The sequence below is a fragment of the Streptomyces sp. TLI_185 genome (assembly GCF_003814765.1).
In the GTDB taxonomy this organism is placed as follows: domain Bacteria; phylum Actinomycetota; class Actinomycetes; order Streptomycetales; family Streptomycetaceae; genus Streptomyces.
The window spans coordinates 8,954,144-8,972,355 of record NZ_RKRB01000001.1 but is presented as its reverse complement, the minus strand read 5'-3'; the positions used below and the strand labels follow the sequence as shown (position 1 = coordinate 8,972,355).

17 protein-coding genes and 1 tRNA gene are annotated in these 18,212 nt (G+C 70.7%); 11 read left to right on the top strand and 7 right to left on the bottom strand.

The features are described 5' to 3' along the window. The first annotated feature begins 1 nt into the window (after position 1). The 5 genes from EDD92_RS41150 (at position 2) to EDD92_RS41130 (ending at position 5,494) form a co-directional block, all read left to right on the top strand. Positions 2 to 391: a hypothetical protein gene (locus EDD92_RS41150; RefSeq protein ID WP_123968995.1), complete on the top strand. Its 390-nt coding sequence runs from the start codon at positions 2 to 4 to the stop codon at positions 389 to 391. Further along, positions 372 to 2,246, top strand: a complete 1,875-nt coding sequence (locus tag EDD92_RS41145; RefSeq protein ID WP_185124290.1) for a phosphotransferase — start codon at positions 372 to 374, stop codon at positions 2,244 to 2,246. The genes EDD92_RS41150 and EDD92_RS41145 overlap by 20 nt, the downstream gene beginning before the upstream one ends. Next, positions 2,243 to 3,604 (top strand): lipopolysaccharide biosynthesis protein, encoded by a 1,362-nt coding sequence (locus EDD92_RS41140; protein WP_123968993.1) that lies wholly within the window; start codon positions 2,243 to 2,245, stop codon positions 3,602 to 3,604. Before EDD92_RS41145 ends, EDD92_RS41140 begins: the two co-directional genes overlap by 4 nt. After that, positions 3,531 to 4,571 (top strand): methionyl-tRNA formyltransferase, encoded by a 1,041-nt coding sequence (locus EDD92_RS41135; protein WP_123968992.1) that lies wholly within the window; start codon positions 3,531 to 3,533, stop codon positions 4,569 to 4,571. The genes EDD92_RS41140 and EDD92_RS41135 overlap by 74 nt, the downstream gene beginning before the upstream one ends. Positions 4,572 to 4,975: 404 nt before the next feature. Continuing rightward, positions 4,976 to 5,494 carry a hypothetical protein gene (locus EDD92_RS41130; RefSeq protein ID WP_123968991.1) on the top strand — a complete coding sequence of 173 codons (519 nt, stop codon included), beginning with the start codon at positions 4,976 to 4,978 and terminating at the stop codon, positions 5,492 to 5,494. On the opposite strand, the gene EDD92_RS41125 is transcribed toward EDD92_RS41130, so the two are convergent. Further along, a tRNA-Pro gene (locus EDD92_RS41125) sits at positions 5,473 to 5,549 on the bottom strand. The two genes, EDD92_RS41130 and EDD92_RS41125, sit on opposite strands and share 22 nt — an antisense overlap. 137 nt (positions 5,550 to 5,686) lie before the next feature. Further along, positions 5,687 to 7,135: an MFS transporter gene (locus tag EDD92_RS41120; protein ID WP_123968990.1), complete on the bottom strand. Its 1,449-nt coding sequence runs from the start codon at positions 7,133 to 7,135 to the stop codon at positions 5,687 to 5,689. Positions 7,136 to 7,360: 225 nt separating this feature from the next. Here EDD92_RS41120 and EDD92_RS41115 point away from each other — a divergent pair, with 225 nt between their 5' ends. Continuing rightward, positions 7,361 to 7,945, top strand: coding sequence for a TetR/AcrR family transcriptional regulator (locus EDD92_RS41115; protein ID WP_123970774.1), 585 nt, complete (start codon positions 7,361 to 7,363; stop codon positions 7,943 to 7,945). Between the two features lie 97 nt (positions 7,946 to 8,042). Here EDD92_RS41115 and EDD92_RS41110 read toward each other — a convergent pair whose 3' ends face one another. Then, positions 8,043 to 9,113, bottom strand: a complete 1,071-nt coding sequence (locus EDD92_RS41110; protein ID WP_123968989.1) for a DUF4037 domain-containing protein — start codon at positions 9,111 to 9,113, stop codon at positions 8,043 to 8,045. A 117-nt stretch (positions 9,114 to 9,230) separates the two neighbouring features. On the opposite strand from EDD92_RS41110, the gene EDD92_RS41105 reads away from it, so the two are divergent. Next, positions 9,231 to 9,971 carry a PIG-L deacetylase family protein gene (locus EDD92_RS41105; protein WP_185124289.1) on the top strand — a complete coding sequence of 247 codons (741 nt, stop codon included), beginning with the start codon at positions 9,231 to 9,233 and terminating at the stop codon, positions 9,969 to 9,971. Positions 9,972 to 9,977: 6 nt separating this feature from the next. Here EDD92_RS41105 and EDD92_RS41100 read toward each other — a convergent pair whose 3' ends face one another. The 3 genes from EDD92_RS41100 to EDD92_RS41090 form a co-directional block, all read right to left on the bottom strand. Continuing rightward, positions 9,978 to 10,424: a nitroreductase family deazaflavin-dependent oxidoreductase gene (locus EDD92_RS41100; protein ID WP_123968987.1), complete on the bottom strand. Its 447-nt coding sequence runs from the start codon at positions 10,422 to 10,424 to the stop codon at positions 9,978 to 9,980. 107 nt (positions 10,425 to 10,531) lie between these two features. After that, on the bottom strand, positions 10,532 to 11,533 hold the full coding sequence (locus EDD92_RS41095) for an ABC transporter permease (protein WP_260327142.1): 1,002 nt from the start codon (positions 11,531 to 11,533) through the stop codon (positions 10,532 to 10,534). 52 nt (positions 11,534 to 11,585) lie between these two features. After that, positions 11,586 to 12,464, bottom strand: a complete 879-nt coding sequence (locus EDD92_RS41090; protein ID WP_260327141.1) for a substrate-binding domain-containing protein — start codon at positions 12,462 to 12,464, stop codon at positions 11,586 to 11,588. Between the two features lie 467 nt (positions 12,465 to 12,931). Between EDD92_RS41090 and EDD92_RS41085 the strand changes: the two genes are divergently transcribed. The 4 genes from EDD92_RS41085 to EDD92_RS41070 all read left to right on the top strand — a co-directional run bounded on the left by EDD92_RS41085 (position 12,932) and on the right by EDD92_RS41070 (position 17,667). Continuing rightward, positions 12,932 to 13,693 (top strand): ATP-binding cassette domain-containing protein, encoded by a 762-nt coding sequence (locus tag EDD92_RS41085; RefSeq protein WP_260327139.1) that lies wholly within the window; start codon positions 12,932 to 12,934, stop codon positions 13,691 to 13,693. A 76-nt stretch (positions 13,694 to 13,769) separates the two neighbouring features. Beyond that, a complete protein-coding gene (locus EDD92_RS41080) occupies positions 13,770 to 14,204 on the top strand; it encodes a VOC family protein (RefSeq protein WP_123968984.1) in 435 nt (144 codons plus the stop codon). A 200-nt stretch (positions 14,205 to 14,404) separates the two neighbouring features. Beyond that, positions 14,405 to 14,986, top strand: a complete 582-nt coding sequence (locus tag EDD92_RS41075) for a hypothetical protein (protein ID WP_123968983.1) — start codon at positions 14,405 to 14,407, stop codon at positions 14,984 to 14,986. Then, positions 14,983 to 17,667, top strand: a complete 2,685-nt coding sequence (locus tag EDD92_RS41070) for a hypothetical protein (protein ID WP_123968982.1) — start codon at positions 14,983 to 14,985, stop codon at positions 17,665 to 17,667. Before EDD92_RS41075 ends, EDD92_RS41070 begins: the two co-directional genes overlap by 4 nt. Positions 17,668 to 17,897: 230 nt before the next feature. On the opposite strand, the gene EDD92_RS41065 is transcribed toward EDD92_RS41070, so the two are convergent. Continuing rightward, positions 17,898 to 18,113, bottom strand: a complete 216-nt coding sequence (locus EDD92_RS41065; RefSeq protein ID WP_123968981.1) for a hypothetical protein — start codon at positions 18,111 to 18,113, stop codon at positions 17,898 to 17,900. Positions 18,114 to 18,212: the final 99 nt, after the last annotated feature.

The window sequence follows — 18,212 nt, the reverse complement described above, 5'->3', positions numbered from 1 at the left end:
CGTGACCCTGCCGTCGCGGCGGCACCCCGTCGTCGTGGCCGAGGACCGTGCGCCGGTGCTCTCGTACGTGCCCCAGTCGCTCCGGGCGATCCCGCCGTCGCTCCCGGCCTGGCTCTATCCGGCCGCCCGCGCGGCGCCGGTCATCCCGGCGGTACGACGCCATGTGCCACGGCTGAGGACTCCAGGACCGGCCGGCGGCCACGCACTGCCCGGCACCGCGTACAGCGGCATCGGGCGCATCCTCGCCTCCGGCCACCTCGTACCGCTGGACAACAGCCACGATGCCAACGCCCGCCTCATGCTGCTGCTGTTCCCCCGCGGATTCGGCACTGCCGACACTGGCCGTGAAGGTGCCTACCGGGCCGGGCCGCGTGCCTGGCATCATCCGTGAGGCCACGCAGCTGCGGGCCATGGCTGGGCTGCCGCTGGGCCAGGCCCAACCGGGCGTGCCCACCCTGCTGGGCCACGGGGATCTGCCGACGCCGGCGACCACTGCCGCCCCGGGAGTGCTGATGCTGGTCGCGTACCGCCGACCGGGACACCACACCCGACCTGCGCCGGTGCGCACGGACCTCACCGCCGCAGCGACGTGGCTGACCGCCCTGCACTCGGCCACCGCCGACGAGAGCGCCCCGCTCGACGCCGCGCCGAGCGTGCCGGGCCTGCTGGACCTGCGCCCGAACGGTGAACGCGCCGGGGACGCACTGCGCGCACTGCGCCGCCTGCCGCGGCATGCCGCTCCCCTGACCGCCGTCCACGGGGACTTCTGGCCCGGGAACATGCTCCTGCGGGGCGGTCGGGTCTCCGGCGTCGTCGACTGGGAGCACGCCCGGACAGCCGGCAGCCCCCTCGCCGACCGCGCACGGTTCGTCGTGGCCTACTGCAAGTACCTCGACCGGCGCATCCGCCCCGGGCGGCGGGTCTCCGGCCATCCGGGACTGGTCGCCGGGCACCCGGGCGCGGCCCTGGCCTGCGCGCTGGACGGCTCGGGCTGGTACCCGCGGCTTCCTCTCCGCGGCGCTGTGCGGGCTCGGTCTGCCTCCCGCCTGCGGCCGGGACGCCGTACTGGCGGAGTTGGCGGCGGTGGCCGCCAAAGCCACGGATCCGGAGTTCGCCGAGGCACAGACCCGGGCGTTCGTCCACCTGTCGTCGAGGGAGGACGCGCGATGACCACGGTGACCGCAGCCGCACTCGTCGCCTGCGCCGCGCTGGTCTTCCAGCCGATCCTGCGCCCCGCGGGACCCGGCAACAACTCTCCGATCCTGCTCGTGGCGTGGTGCGTAGCGCTGTGCAACCTCGCGCGCCGGCCGGGCGTCCTGCGCCTGTTCACCTCGGCGTTCGCCCATGCGGCCGTAGTCTGGGCGTCCCTCCTGGTGGCCGCCGCTCTCGCGCACATCACCGTGATCGAGGGCATCTCCCCGACCAAGGGCGACCGGAAGCTGTTCACCCTGAGGGACCCCAACTACGCCGTCACCTACTGGGTGGTGCCGCTGTTCATGGTGTACGCCGCCCAGCGCCCACGCAGTCGTGCGCTGCGCTGGTACGGATACATGATGCTGCTCTGGGCCCTGCTGCTCAGCCAGTCCCACGGCGGCGTCCTCACGGTGGTCGTCGGTCCGGTCGTCCTCGCGGCAAACGCGGCCTGGCGCAAGGGCGGCCTGGTCGCCGCGGCCGCCGTGGGGGTGGCCGTCGCCCTCTCGGCCGGCGGTGCCCTCACCGCGGCTCCCCTGACCCAAGTGCAGGACTGGGCCCGGCTGTACGAGCGGACGGAGCTGGTCAACACGGTGGGCCACAGCGGGGCGAGCACCGAGCAACGCGACACGCTGGAACACGAGAGCCTCGAGCTGTATGAGCGGCAGTGGCTCACCGGCTCGGGCCCCGGCACGACCCAGCAACTCCCGACGGACCGGCAGTTCGCCTACGCCAAGGAGGCTCACGACGACTACCTCGCGGTCCTCGTCGAACGCGGCCCGCTCGGCGTGGTCGCCCTGCTGACCCTGCTGATGTCCGCGGCCTGGCGGTCCGCCAGAGCGCTGCGCGCGCCGCCCGGCAACGGCTTCGCCGCCCAAGTGCCCCGGCCGGCCGGGATCGTCGCGGCGCTCGTGGGCCTGGCCTTGGCCGGCGCGTACTACGAGGTGCTGCACTTCCGGTTCCGCTGGGTGCTGCTCGCGATGGTGGCCCTACTGGCATCGACTCCTGATCCCGACAGCCCCGATCACCCTCACGGACACGGAGACCCGCCATGACCGCAGGCCAGGACCGCGAGACCGGCCGGCAGACGCCGGACCTGGGGCGTCGAAGCATGGCCGGCAACCTGGCGGCCCAGGGTGCCTCGGTCGGCCTGGTCTTCGTCGCCAGCCTGCTGGTCGCCTGGCTGTCCGGGCCCGAGGTGCTCGGCGAGTACGCCCTGCTGCGCGTGCTGCCATGGCTGACCGGAGTCGTGGTCAGCTGCGGGCTGCCTCTGGCGAGCGCGTACTTCCTGGCGGGCGAGCGGCGCGACGACCCCCGGCTGCGGCCCACACTGGCGCTGCTCGCCGCCGCCGGATCGGCCGCGGGTGCGCTGCTGTGGCTGGCCGCGGTACCGCTGCTCGACGGGCTCTTCCCCACCGTCCCGGGCCGGCAGTTGGCCCTGCTGGCAGTCACCGTGATCACCCAGCTGCTCACCGTGTGGGGCAAGGCCTGCTGCCAGGGGCGGGCTGACATGCGGGGTGCCAACCTGGTCATCGTGGCGGAGGAGTTCCTCTTCCTGCCCGCCTATGGGCTGGCCCTGCTCGCGGGGCTGCACGGCTCTGACGCGGTGGTCGCCGGGCTGGTCGGCGGCGGAGCGGCCGCAACAGCCACCTCGCTGGGCCGGCTGGTCCGCACCGGGTTCGGACGCGGCTGGGGCCGGCCGTTGGTGCCGCTGGCCACGGAGGTGCTGCGCTACGGAGCCCGCGGCCAGCTGGGGAACGTACTGCTGCTGGTCAATCGCCGGCTGGACTTCCTCTTCGTGGACGCGCTGTCCGGCCCCGCCGTGCTCGGCATCTACGCCGTCGCCTCCAAGTTCGCCGAGCTGTTGCGGCTGCCCGCAGTCGCGATGCAGTACGTGCTCTATCCGCGGTTCTCCCGCGACGGCCCACGGCTCGCCGCCGAGGAGATGCACCGCTTTCTGCCGCGAGCCACCGCGTTGACCGCCGCACTGGTGCCGCCGCTGGTGGGCGCGTCCGTGATCGCGCTGCCCCTGCTGTACGGTCGCGCCTTCGAGGACGCGGTCCTTCCCGCCTGTGTCCTGCTGGTCGGGCTGGCCGTCGAGGGCGCGGTGGCCGTGACCACTGCCTATCTGTTCGGCGTCGGCCGCCCCGGGATGAGCTCCTGGGGCATGGGGGCCGGCGTCGCCGTGACCGTCGTCCTGGACGTGCTGCTGATCCCCCGCTACGGGGCGGTCGGAGCGGCGGTGGCGTCCAGCATCGCGTACCTGGTCACCACAGGAGTGCTGGTGACCCTGGCCCGTGTCGTGGCCGGGCACGGCCCCGGATCTCGAAGGAACGGCCATGCACAACGCATCCGCTCAGTCCTCCACCGTTCGCCGACCCGGCCGCGTCGTCTTCATCGGCGCCGTGCATGAGGCCATGGCGGCACTGACGGCCCTGCTGCAATCGCCGCTGGTCCGCGTAGCGGCCGTGATCACGCTGCCTGACGAGAACCGGCACCGGCTGTCGGGCGCCGCCGACCTCCCGGGCGCGGCCCTGGCCGCTGAGGTTCCGCTGATACGCGAGAGCGACCTCAACACCGCGGACATGGCGGCGCGGATCCGGGCGCTGGACCCGGACGTGATGGTCGTCGTCGGCTGGACCCGGTTGCTCGGCGCCGAACTGCTGTCCGTACCGCGGCTCGGCTGCGTCGGCTTCCATGCCTCGCTGCTGCCACGTCACCGCGGCCGCGCCCCGGTGAACTGGGCGATCCTGCGCGGCGAGAGCGTCACCGGCAACACGATGATGATGCTCGACCCGGGTGTGGACACCGGCGACATCGTCGATCAGCGCACGGTGCTCATCGGGCCGGACGACACCTGCGGCACGGTCTACGACCGGGTGGCCAGGGCCGGTGCCGGGATGCTGATCGCGCACCTTCCCGCCCTCCTCGAAGGCGGCGCGCCGCGCCGTCCGCAGAATCCCGCCGAGGGTGACGTGCTGCCCCGCCGCTCGCCCGCCATGGGCGTCATCGACTGGGACCGCCCGGCGCGCGCCGTGCACGACTGGGTGCGGGCGCTGACCACGCCGTACCCGGGCGCCTTCGGTGTGATGGACGGTGAACGGGTCATGGTCTGGCATACCCGCCTGCCCCGCCACGACGAACCCGGTGGGCCGCCGGGCTCGGTGCTCTCCGTGCAGCCAGAGGGCGTACGGGTAGCCACCCGCGCCGGCAGCGTCCTGGTCACCGTCATGAGCGGGCCCGACGAGCCGCCGCAGCCCGCGGCGTACTGGTCCCGGAAAGCCGGTCTGGGACCCGGCGCGCGTTTCGCGGCGGTGCCGTCCGAGATCGCCGCCTGGGCGCTCGGTGAGGGCCCGCGGCCCGAGGGGGTGACGATATGAGCACCGTGCTCGTCCTGGGCCGCACGCCCCGACGACGAGCTGCTCGGCGCTGGCGGCGCGCTCGCCCGGCACATCAAGGACGGCGACGAGGTCCACGCCGTCCTCGCCGAAGGCGCGTCGAGCCGATACCGGGAAGGACTGGCCGAGGATCTCGCCAAAGCGGCGCAACACACGGCTGACCTTGCTGGAACTGTGGTCCCTTCCCGACCAGCGCCTGGACTCACTGCCCCTGATCGAGGTGGTCCAGCAGGTGGAGACAGCGGTGGGAAGCCGTGCCGGTCGATGACGGCGAAGTCTTCGACGTGTGCCGGTGAGCCGCTCCACCGTCTCGATCATGAGGGGCGGACCGCCCCAGGAGAACGCGGCATTGACCTTCGCCGAGCCATGGCACGTCGACCCTGCGCGTGTCGGCGCTCAGGTGCACCAGCATCATCGTGTCGCTGCGCCGGGCGCCGAACCTCCACAGGCGCGTCGTGGCGTCGCTGGCGGTGGTCGGCTGCTCGGAGCGGCTGTCGACGGCCGCCACCCTCGCCATCACCGCCGGCGTCCCCCTCACCGTGGTCTCCAGGACCCTGCGCCACTGCACCCTGTCGACCACGGCCAACATCTACAGCCACCTCACCCGGCAGGCCGCCCGCGAGGCCGTCGACACCATCGAACACACCCTCATGCGAACCGAGCAGAAGGCCGACCGGCAGGCCCGGCCGAAGCGGCCGCGCTCCCCACGCGACCACATCCAGCGGCTGCGCGAAGCCCTCCACCGGCTTCGCTCCCCCGCCCCGCCAGCCTTCTGCGCCACCGCGGAGCGTCCCCAACTCCGGCCTGCGACCACCAGCCCTCCGGGAACCCGAAAGGCCGTCCTCCCTGAAGCGAGAGAACGGCCTCCGACCTGCATCAAAGCTGGTCGGGACGACAGGATTTGAACCTGCGACCCCTTGACCCCCAGTCAAGTGCGCTACCAAGCTGCGCCACGTCCCGGTGTGCTTCCCGCGGTGCACCGCGGGATCACGCAGGTCAACCTTACCGTACGTACACCGGTGTTACCGCCGGGCCCGGTGGCCGACGTTACCGCCGGGCCCGGTGGCCGACCCGGCAGTCCGGGTCGGCCCCCTGCGTCAGCCGCGGGTGCCGGAGGTGGCCGCTTCCGGCTCGGCGGGTGCCCGGTCGGCGGCGCGGGCCGGACCGGTGGGGCGGGACGGGCGTGCCGTCGGGACCAGCAGGGCCGCCAGTGCTGCGGCCAGGCACAGCACCGCCAGCAGGGCGAAGCCGTGGGTGTAGCCGGAGGCGTACGGCAGGCCGGAGGGCTGGAGCCGGCCGGTGACCAGGACGCTGGTGACGGCGGCGCCGATGGAGCCGCCAATGGTGCGGATGTTGGCGTTCATGCCGGTGGCGGCGCCGGTCTGGGAGGCAGGGACGCTGCCGACGATCAGGTTGGCCATGGAGGCGAAGGCCAGTCCGATACCGAGGCCGAACACGCCCGAGACGAGGGCGACTTGCCACTGCGCGGAGTGCCAGAGGGCGAGGATGCCCAGGGCGAGGGCGCCGAGTGCGGCGCCGGTGGTCAGCAGGGCCTTCGCGCCGACCACGGGTTCCAGACGGCCACTCAGGATCCCCGAGAGGAACATCGCCACCAGCATCGGCAGCATCAGGAGCCCGGAGGCCGTGACGCTCGCGCCGAAGCCGTATCCGGCGGAGGGGGGCGTCTGGACGAAGGCCGGCAGGAAGGACCAGAGCGCGTACATGCCCGCACCGAACAGCAGGGCCGCGGTGTTGGTGGTCCACACGGCCGGCAGCCGCATGACGCGCAGGTCGATCAGCGGGGTGCGGGAGCGGGCCTCGGACAGCAGCCACAGGGCGAACAGGGCGACGGCCGCGGCGAACAGGCCGATCACCTTCGCCGAGCCCCAGCCCCACTTGCTCGCCTGACTCAGCGGCAGCAGCAGGGCCACCAGCCAGGCCGAGAGCAGGCCGGCGCCCAGCCAACTGACCTTGCCCTCGGCCCGGTTGGGCGACTCGGGCACGTAGCGCAGGGCGATGAGCACCGTGGCCGCGACGACTGCGACCGGGATCCAGAACAGCCAGCGGTAGTCGAGCGCGGACACGATGGGTCCGGCCGCGACGATGCCGACGCCGCCGCCCGCGGCGATCACTGCGGACAGGTTGCTGATGCTGCCGCTGACCTGGGACTGGGCGAACTCGTCGCGGATGATGCCGAAGGAGAGCGGGAAGAGGGCGCCGCCGACACCCTGGACGACCCGGGCGACGATCAGGACGCCGATGGTCGGGGCGAGCGCGGCGAGCAGACAGCCGAGCAGCACGACGAACAGGACGGCGACCAGGGTGCGCTTCTTGCCGATCAGGTCGCCGACGCGGCCGAGAATCGGGGTGAAGACCGAGGCGGACAGCAGATAGGCCGTCATCACCCAGGTCGCGGTGGACTGGGAGGTGTGCAGCGCGTGCTGGACGGTCGGCAGGGCCGGCGCGATCAGCGACTGCAGCATGGCGAACACACCGGCGCCGGTCGCGAGGACCGCGAAGGTGAGACGGGTGGACTTGCGGGGCATGAAGGGCCTCTCCGAACGAGCGGGGTGCGGCCGGGGTTCTCGGGCCACGGTCGTGCGGGCCCGGAGCGCCGGTGGGCGGATTCGGGCACGCCGACGGCCGCGGTGAGCGGTCGCGGAAAGGTGGTGGACTTGCCCCCCACTGGTAAAGTGGAGGAGTACCTCCACTCTAGCGGAGGCACACCTCCACTTCAAGTACCGGAGGCATTCCTCCGTATCGATCCAGCCCTGGAGGCACCCGTGACGTTTCCCGTCGGCGAGATCGTGGCGTCCCGGCGGCCGCACCGTAAGGACGCCGCACGCAACTACGACGCCCTGCTGGACGCGGCCCGCGAGGCGTTCGCGGAACACGGCGCCGATGCCTCCCTGGAGGACATCGCGCGTCGCGCGGGCGTGGGCATCGGCACGCTCTACCGCAATTTCCCCACCCGCCGCGACCTGTTCGAAAGCGTCTACGCGAACGACGTCAACGAACTGTGCCGGGTCGCGCAGGAGGTCGCCGGGCTGGAGCCGTGGCGGGCGCTGACGGCCTGGCTGCACCGGTTCGCGGGATACATGGTGACCAAGCGGGCCGTCCGCGAGGCCCTCAACGACGAGTCCGAGATCTTCCAGGCCTGCCGGGAGTCGATGTACGCGGCGGGCGGGCCGCTGTTCGAGCGGGCCCAGGAGGCGGGCGAGGCACGCAAGGACATGGACTTCGTCGACCTGCTGCGGATGGTGGCCGGCATCACGGCCACGGCCTTCGACGACGACGCCCAGCGAGACCGCGTCCTGGCGATCGCGCTGGACGGGGTGCGCACCACCGCCCGCTGACACCGGCGGCACCCGCTCACGGGACCGCCGGTGCCGCATCCGGTCGTCAGAGCAGCGCCGCCGTACCGCAGAACCACGGGCACTGATCGCTCGGCAGTCAGGCGGAGAGGTCCGGTCCGGCGATGTAGCGGATGCGACGGTCGGTGTGGTTCCGGTCCGTGACGTCGGTGCTGTCGACGTATTGATCGATCGCGCCGACCGGGGGCAGGGCGCGCAGGCCTGGATCACCGATCGAGTCCATCAGGGCCTCGGTGAAGCGGTGGGCGTCCAGGACCAGGAACGGCCTGGTGTGGAAGTGACGGACCTTCACGTCAAGAGGTTCGGTCAGCCCGAGGCTGTTGTGCATGCCGGCGGCCAACTCGTATGCCGGAGAAAGGTACTGCTCGCGTTCCTGCCAGCTGCGCGCCGCCAACGCGCCCGCGAGGAGCGGGGTGAATTCCACGGCGCAGGGCAGTGCGGCGAACGCGGTGCCCAGCCACTTGCTGTAGGGCGGGTACACCCGGTGCATCAGCAGGCACAGCTTCATCAGGTCGCGCACCTGCCGGGCGGAGACCACCGCGGAACCCAGGTCGTCACCGACCTCGCCGCAGCGCCCGACGAACGGCTCTTCCTGGGACAGGCGCATCCACTGGCAGGCCAGCACATAACGCCACACGTCATCGGGATACCAGGCCAGAGCGGTGCGGTAGGACTCGAGCAGGCCGAGGCCGTCGTGGAAGACCGCCCCGCCGGTCAGTTCCCGTAGCAGTTGCGTCGGGACCATCAGCCATTCGCGCACCGACAACCCCTGGGCCGGGTCGGCGCCGAGCTGCTCGGTGAAGAAGGCCCGCAGATCGTTGACGTGCACCCAGTGCCGAGCCGGTGTGCCGTCGGGAAAGGGAAACCGAACCGGGTAGCCACGAAACTCCTCCGGCAGCCGCCGGTCGAGCTCCGCCTCCAGGTGCTGCGCACGGGCTCGGAAGTCTTCGCCGGCGAGGAACACCTGCAGGCGCGGCCCCCAGGCGTGGTCGGTGGAGCGTACGGTGTCGAATCCCTGCACCTCCGAGCCGTAGCCGATCAGCGCCGCCGAGTACGCCACGCCGTGCAGCGCGTTGTCCAGGATCGGGGCGACGACCTGCCGGTAGAACAGCTCGGCCAGCTCGAGACCGGGAAGGAAGTGGCGCGTCACGCCCGCCACCCTGGCAGAACCCCCTGGATGGCGGCCAACTGTTATCAGCGTCCGCGTCGTTCCGCGGGCACGCCCGAACGGCGGACAGCGGGACCTGAACGCGCAAGGATGGCCGACATGACATTACCCGCCCTGCCCGAGGAGTCCTTCCAGCGCGTGCTCTGCGTCGTCGCGCACCCCGACGACATGGAGTACGGCACGTCTGCGGCCGTCGCTCGCTGGACCGCGCGCGGTATCGACGTCGGTTATCTCCTGCTCACCCGCGGCGAGGCCGGTATGCCGAACCCTCCCGAGGAGACGGCCCGCCTGCGCGTCGCCGAGCAGCAGGCCGCCTGCGCCGTCGTCGGCGTCAAGCACCTGACTGTTCTCGAACATCCGGACGGCGTGCTCGTCTACGGCCTCGACCTGCGCCGGGACATCTGCCGGGAGATCCGCCGGTTCAAGCCCGACGTCGTATTCGGCGCCGGTCACGAGATCGAGACGCCCTACGGCTTCGACCAGGCCGACCACCGCGCGGCCGGGCTCGCGACGCTCGACGCGGTGCGCGACGCGGGCAACCGGTGGGTCTTCCCGGAGCAGGTCGACGACGAGGACCTCGAAGCGCACTCCGCCCGCTGGCTCATCACCCCCGCACTCCCCGGCTTCGGCGCGACCCACGGCGTCGAGGTCACGGGTGAGCCGCTGCGCCGCGGCATCGCCTCGCTGGAGGCGCACGCCGCGTACCTGGCCGCGCTCCCGGACCACCCCGCCCCCCAGGACTTCATCCCGAAGTTCACCGCGATGAGCGGAAAGGCCATGGGCGTCGAGCACGCCGTACTGTTCCGCGCCCACGACCTGCAGGCGCCACCGGAGTTCTGAGCCAGGTCAGTCCTGCGGGGTGAGCAGGACGATCAAGATTTCGCGGTCGGTCTTCCGCGCGTACTCGTCGTACAGCGGGAAAATGCGCGCCATCCGGGGCCACAGGAGTTCACGTTCGGCCGGGGAGGCGACCCGGGCATGCGCGGTGAACCGACGGCTGCCGACCTGCACCCCGACGCTCGGGTCCGCCTGGAGGTTCTTGAACCACTCCGGATCGTCGTCGGCACCGCCTTTGGAGGCGACCACGACGAAGTCCTCGCCTGCGGTGCCGTAGATCAGGCACGTGCGGCGCGGAATGCCGGTCCTGCGCCCGGTCGTGGCGAGCACGAGCGTGCAGTCGCCGTTCGACTCGTGTCCCTCCGTGCCACCCGAGGCCAGACAGGTACGAGTCTGCTCAGCGACCCAGTCCCACTGCGAGCCGGTGGCGCGGTCGAGGTCATCGGCGACAGCCATGACGGACGGTCCTTTCTGCAACGGAAGTCTGGCGCCCCTGGGACGGAGTCGGCGCACTGTTCTGGACACAACCTGAGACCGAGTCCGTGAACGCCGGCGCGTCGGTGTCAGCGCGCGGAGCCTCTGCGCAGGACCTTGTCGACGGCGACCGTGACGACGACGAGGGTCCCGGTGGCGACGTCCTGGTAGAGGCTGTCGATGCCCGCCTGGGTGAGGCCGGAGCGGAGCACGGTGACGATGAGTGTTCCGATGAGCGTGCCGGCGACGCTTCCGCGGCCGCCGAAGAGGCTGGTCCCGCCGATGACGACGGCGGTGATGCTTTCCAGGTTCGCCGTCTGGTAGGAGTTCGGGTCGGCGTTGGGGATACGGCCGAGGGCCTGCCAGGCGGCGATGCCGTAGAGGAGACCGGCGGTGACGTAGACCGACAGGACCGTGCGCTGCACGTTGATGCCGGTCAGGCGGGCGGACTCGGGTGCGTTGCCGACGGCGTAGATGTGCCGGCCCCAGGCCGTCTTGGCGAGGCCGTACCAGAAGAACGCGTACAGACCCACGAGCAGGAACGTCCCCCAGGTCACGAGGACGCTGCCGACGTGGACACCGTTCCCCCAGAAGACGAGCAGATCGTCGGTGACCGGGTAGCTGCGGGAGTTGGAGTAGAGCCTGCCCACGGCGTAGATGACGGTCAGCGCACCCAGCGTCACGATGAAGGGGGGCAGGCCCAGCCGGGCCACGAGCAGGCCGTTGACCAGCCCCAGCAAGGTCGCCGTGACCAGGCCGAGCAGCAGCGCCGCCCCAGGGCCGTGCCCCTCGAAGACGAGCTTGGCCATGACGAGCGTGCCGAGGACCGCGATGGCCCCGTTCGCCAGGTCGATGCCGGCGGTGAGGATGATCAGGGTCTGGCCCAGTGCCAGTGTGCCGATCACGATGGACTGCTGCAGCACCAGGGCGAGGTTCTCCGGCGTCAGGAACGTGTCCGTCGTCAGCGAGAAGACCAGTACCGCGACGGCCAGGGCCGCGAGGGGGCCGACGGTCGGTGTACGCAGGGCGTACCGCAGCGCGTCCCGCACTGCGGTGCCCGGCTCGCCGTCGGCGGCAGCACTGGTGGTCACGGGAGATCTCATGATCCGTTACTGATCCCTTCGCCCGGTCGGCGCCCGAAGGTCACCCCCAGCAGTGCCGGAGTCCCCAGCCCGTGTCGCGGGACGCCAGCCCCTGCACCGGCTTGTCGGTGATGAGCTGCGTGCCCGTGTCCGTAAAGCCGGAGGGTTTCTTCCCGTGCCTGGCGTACTCGGTGACCGCGGCCACGCCCAGGTCGGCCATCCTGACCGGGAACTGCATGACGGTGGCCGCGTACTTGCCGGCTCTGACGTCGCGCACGCCCTCGCATCCGCCGTCGATGGATCCGACTGTCACCCGCCTGTCGAGCCCGCGTGCCGCGAGGGCCGTGTAGGCGCCGTCGGCCACCGGTTCGTTGATGGTGTAGACCGAGTTCACGTCGCTCGTGCGCTGCAGCAGGTTCTCCATCGCGGTCTGCCCTCGGTTGCGGTCGCCGTTGGTGATCGCCCGTCCACGGATCGCCGGTGAGTCGTCCTTTATCCCGAAGCCGCTGAGGAAGCCGTCGTGGCGCTGTTGACTGACCGTGGAACCCTCCGTGCCGTCGAGCATGAACAGCTTGGGGGCCCGGCGGCCGAGCACAGCCCTGACATAGGCGCCCTGGAGGCGTCCGGCCTTGAAGTTGTCGGTCGCGTACGTGGCCGCCGCCGCGTTCTCCGGGTCCGTCGCGGTGTCCAGCGCGATCACCAGGATGCCCTGCCGACGGGCCTCGGCGATGGCGCCCAGGATTCCCGTCGTGTTCGACGGTGTGATCATGATGCCCCGCACATGGCGCGCGATGAGGCTCTCCACCGCGTTGACCTGGCCCTCGTTGTCCCCGTCGAACTTGCCGGACAGGGCGATGAGCTCGGCGCCGTTCTTCTTCGCCGCGTCCTGGGCGGCCTCGCGCAGGGCCACGAAGAACGGATTCGTCTCGGTCTTGGTCACCAGACCGATCGTGACCTTCTGCGTCCCGCGGCCACCTGTGGGGGCCTGATTTCCGCCGCAGGCCGCGGCGGAGAGCAGCAATGTCCCCACCAGGAGCAGCGTCGGTCCTGCTCGGGAACACCGTGGCCGACCGCGCCTGCGGACCGTGTAGTGGTGTGCCATCGGTGACACCCTCCTCCGGCCGGGTCCAACGTCGTAGGAGTCCCTGCGATCCACACCATGCGTCCAGTTTGTTCATACATATCGCACTGTGTCGCTTCAGTCTCCTCTTAGGGCAGGTGCGGCTGGACGCGCCGTCGGACGGGTTCGTGCGTTCTGCATTGCGTACGTCCCGATGGGGACGAAGGATGGTGATCGGAACAGGAGCCCGCCGGCCCTGCCGATTGGCGGGGCGGACTCACCCGCGGCCGGGGTTCCACCGGGGCCGTGCGGCGTCGCCGCGGTCGCGCGGAGAAGGTGAGGTTCGCGTGACTGGGCAGCCACTGCTCGCGCTGGGCGGGATCTCCAAGCGGTTCGGCGCCGTCCAGGCCCTCAAGGACGTCGACCTGGAGGTCCACAAGGGGCAGGTCGTCGCCCTTCTGGGTGACAACGGTGCCGGCAAGTCCACCCTGATCAGGGTCATCTCGGGTGTGGATCCTCCCGACAAGGGTGTCATCGAGTGGGAGGGGCGGGCCGTCCAGATCAGGACTCCGCGGATAGCCCAGCGCCTGGGCATCGCGACCGTGTACCAGGACCTGGCATTGTGCGACGACCTCGATGTCGCCGCGAACCTCTTCCTGGGGCGGGAGCGGCGGTGCTCCGGTGCCCGGGGCCGCCTGTTCCGGTCGATGGACGACAGCGGGATGCGCAGGGAGGCACGCGCGCAGCTCGACACGCTTGGCATCCGCGTCCCCGATGTGCGTGCTCCGGTCGCTTCACTGTCCGCGGGCCAGCGGCAGACCGTCGCGATCTCCCGCGCGCTCCTCGGCCGGCCGAAGGCCGTCCTCCTGGACGAGCCCACCGCGGCGCTCGGCATCTCACAGGCCGGCCACGTCCTCGACCTCGTAGAGGAGCTCCGCGAGCAGGGCATCGGAGTGATTCTCATCAGTCACAACCTGGGAGACGTCAAGGCGGTCGCGGACGAGGCGGCGGTGCTGCGGCTCGGCTGCAACAACGGTTTCTTCCATGTTCCGACCTCCCCGCAGGACCGGATCTTCTCCGCCATTGTCGGCGCCACGAGCAACTCCTGACGCTCTCCCACCCGCCCTGCGTCAACGTGCCGATCCAGCGGAGTTGAGCAGCCGATCTCCCTGCTATGGTGCGCCGATGTCATCGGTCAAGCAGTTCCAGGTCACCTTCGACTGTGCAGAACCTGAGCGCGTCGCTCGCTTCTGGTGCGAGGTTCTGGGGTACGTCGCACCGCCGCCGCCGGAGGGGTTCGCCACTTGGGATGATTTCGATCGCTCGCTGCCACCCGAGCGTCAGGGTGCCTCGTTTGTCTGCATGGATCCCTCAGGTGTCGGCCCGCGCATGTACTTCCAGCGCGTCCCCGAGGAGAAGGTCGTCAAGAATCGCGTGCACCTCTGCGTGCGAGCCGGTACCGGGCTCGTGGGTGAAGAGCGCCTCGCCACTCTCGAGGCGGAGTGCGCACGCCTGGTCGCGCTCGGTGCGGTGCGCGTGCGTCTGCTGCGTGCCGATGGCGTCAACGAGTCGTGCATGGTGATGCAGGACATCGAGGGCAACGAGTTCTGTCTCGACTGAGCAAGATCCAGTAGGGGGTGGGAGTTCCAGCGGGCGACTTCGACGGAGGGCCTTGCCGTCATGGCGGGCATGTTCCCGAACTCGGCCAACTGCCAAGGTGGTTGAGCAAAGCCAGAGAGCACGCCCCCTCCGCCCCGGCCGACATGCCAAACTGATCGTCGTCGCGACCGTTTGCGCCGTCTGCCCGGAGGAGACGCCGTATGGAACTGCTTGCCACCCTCGGCACCACCGCGCTCAGCGAAGGCATCAGATTCCTGTTCGACCAGGCCAGAGCGCTGCTCGATCGGCGCCGAGGCGACCAGGAACAGGATGCCGCAGCCACGGCCGAGCCGGACGACGGCGTCGTACAACTCCCCCCGGATGCGTTCGTCGGCACCCTTGACACTCGTCGACTGGACGAGGCCGCCCTCGCGCAGTCTGTGGCCACGCTGCGTCAACTGCGCACCGCACTCTTCCCGTTCGTCGACGACGAGACCTCCGTCCAGCCGGGTGACCCCGAGTTGCTCCAGCACGTCGACCAGCTAAGGCGCCTGCTCGAGGCGGTGTACGGGCAGCGGATCACCTTCGTCACCGAGGCCGGCGCGCGGCCCGCCTCCGGCACCGTCATCGACACCACCATCGACATCGACGACATCAACGCAGAGGTCATCGGCGTCAGCGTGCGCCAGGTCAGCGGCGGCAGCTACGCCACCAAGATTCGCGGTAAGAGCGTCGGGCCGGGCGGCCGCGTGGTGGGGTTCCAGGCGGACAGCGTCGGCGGCCCGGGCGGGGATGCGGAATGACCGTGCCGGCTCAGCGGTCGGATCCGCCCGGGGACCCCTTGTCGGACGACCTGTTCAGCAGGGCCTTGATCGACCGTCACCTTGCGGAGCCGTTCATCCCCAGAACCTGGCTGGCGGAGCGGATCGAGGCCGACTTCGCCTTGTCGTCCTGTCGCATCGTGCTGGTCACCGGGCCGGCCGGGGTGGGCAAGTCCGCGCTGGCGGCCTGGATGACTCAGCGGCACAAGCTGTCCCCGCGTTACTTCCTGCGCGTCGACAGCCGCGCCGCGCATTCCTGCGGTGACACCCATGACCTGCTGATCTCCATCGGCAGACAGCTGGCCGCACTGCGGCCCGACCTCTTCGACGACCCCCAGGTCCGGATCGACATCGAATCGGATATCGGCCAGGTGGCCGAAGGCGGCAGCCACATCGCGCTGGAGGCACGGCAGATCACCGCGAACCCCTTCAAGCCTCTCTCCGTAAAGATCAGTCAGCGGGTGGAGCGGCTGGAGGGCCGGTCGACGGGAATCGCGGCGGACCGGCTGGACGCCGATCCCGAGTTGATGGCCCCGAGGCAGCTGCAGCGTCTGGCGCTCTTCGACCCCGCCAGAGCGCTGCTGAAGAAGGATCCCGGCGCCCGGATCGTCGTGATCATCGACGCGCTGGACGAGTTGGACGAGTTGGACGTACCCGGGCTCCGGCCGGACACCGTCACCGGCTGGCTGGCCGACTGCCCGACACTGCCGGACAACGTCCGGATCCTGGCGACCAGCCGACCGCACTTCAAGCTCGAACAAGTCGTACGACGTCACGAGAAACGGCTGCACAAGATCCATTTGGAGCCGGGTGCGGCCGAGGCGGTGGCAGACGTACGAGCATATGCGGAGGCCATCGCCGGGGACACGGAATTCGGCGCGGCGTTACGCTCCCGGGCGGTGAACCTGCGCCACACGGTGCACGCGGTTGCCGAGCGGGCGGGGGGCAATTTCCTGTTCCTCGTCTCCTGGGTGCGCGCAGTCCGCAACGCCGTGGAGGACGACCGCCCGGGCGACCTCCGGGCCCTGACCGATCCCGGCCGGCTGCCCGCTGACCTCGACGGCCTCTACGAGTATCTGCTCTTCCAGATCCACGGTCACGCGAAGGAGGAGCAGTGGGACGAGCTCGGGCACCCGCTGCTCGCAACGCTCGCCGTCGCCCGTGCACCGCTGCCCGAGGCCCGGCTGCTGCACTGGGCGGGACTCGCGGGCCGCCGCAAGGAAGCCCGCCTCGCGCTCCGCGATCTCCGCTTCGTCATGCACGACCCGGGCGACGGCGCCCTGCGTCTCTTCCACGCCTCCATCACACGGTTCCTGACCAGTCCGGAAACCGACGCGGACGAAAACCGCTGGCTCTATTACGTTGACCCTGTGATCCACAACCAGCGCGTCGCGGACAGGATCCTGGACACCTACGGTGCCGACTGGACGAACTGCGAGGACGACTACGCCCTTGCCCATGTCCTCGGCCACCTGGTCTCGGCCCTGGACGCGGGTCTGGACGATGCCCGCGACGCGGACCGTACGGCCCTGGCCGCGTGCGCCGACTCCCTCGTGACCGTGATCGAGGACCCGGCGTACGCCGATGTCCGGGCCGTCCGGCTGGATCCCCTGGACCTGTTCGCCGACTGCCTCGCTGCCCACCGTGCGCTGACCGCGGCCGCCCCCGGCCTCGCCCCCCGGGTGGCCCGGGCGGTGGCCGCCCATGTGGCACGGGCCGAGGCGCGGGACACTCCCGGGCCGTTGGGCGCCGCCGCTCTGAACTCCGCGCTGGTCTACCGGACCGACGCGGACGCGTTCTACTCCGCGGTGCTGGCCTCCGTCATCGACCGCGGTTTCCTCTCTGCGCACATCCCCGGGCGCCGAGTGCCGCACGTACGCGCCGAGTTCCTCCGCACCCAGGCGGGCCGACTACGCCGCAACGGAGCAGTCACGGAGGCGGAGGCGCTGCTGGCACAGCTGGCCCGGGACGACACGGCGACGGCGGCACAGCGCTCCACCGACCTGTACGACCAGGGGTACGCCGCGTTTCTGCGCGGAGAGATCCGTCCGGCACACGATCTGATGGTCCGCAGCGCCGAGGCCGCACGGGAGGCCGGCAACGAGGTCTCGGCCTGGGTGTCGCGGAGCCTGGCCGCCCAGTTCGCCTACTACGAAAAACGGCTGTCCGCGGACGAGTACGAGCGCGAACTGAACGAGATGGACGCCTTCTTGAAGACCGTACCGCGCCCCGCCGGCTCGATGGCGGAGCGGTTCCTGATGAACTGCCATGCCCATCTCTTCGACCTCGCCGTGCTGGAGGGCAATCTGCAGCTGGCCGAGCGCGAGTGGCACGTCCTGGACACCGACCCCTGGCTGCGGCGCGCCCAGAACCCCATGTACCACCTGCGCTTCGACGCTCGCCTGGCGCTGTTGCGGGGTGAGGCGAGCCGGGCCTGCGATCACTACGAGGCGTTGTTGGGCACGGACGTGCTGCAGGCACAGGAGCCGCCGCCGGGCGAGGGCATGGCCCGCGACTTCTTCGACTACGGCCGCGCCCTGTCCGCCGCGGGCCGCACAGCAGACGCCGTACGCGCCTGGCGCCTGGCCACGAACACCCCCGACCATACGGCCGCCTGGTTGTGGAAGCCGCGGGCACAGCGACTGCTGGACGAGATGGAGTGAGCCGACTCCCCGCTGCTCCGCCTCTGCGGAGCGCCGTCGGTCGCGTCCTGGTTACGGTCGTATGGGAGCGGACGTTCGATCCGCGAGGCAATCGCAACTCAGAGGAAACGCCCCAAGGTATTCAGGGTCAACACACCGGTTGACGACGCACTCGGGGCAGGCGACTCCCTTGACCAGCGGACTGCTGCACCACCTCGAAGCTCAAGAACTGCTCGGCGGGCGGCTCGCCCCTATTCAGTCCCGCGGTCCAGGACACGGCGGGCCGCCTCCGCCTCTGCTGCCGGAGGTGACAGCTCGTCGAGGGTATCGAGCTCATCATCCGTTTCCAGTTCCCGTTCCCAGGCTGCCGCAAGGCGTTCTTGCTCCTGGCGCGTCTTGGCGCCGATGGCCTCGCGCTGCTCCGGGTCCAGGGCTGCCAGGAATCGTCCGACCGGATCCGTGCGCATTCGGTGCTCCTTGCCGCAAGAAGAGGTGCCGCCCCGCACCAGCATGGCTGAACGCTCCCCCGTTAGTCCCCCGACACCGCCGGGAAACACCCCGTTGGG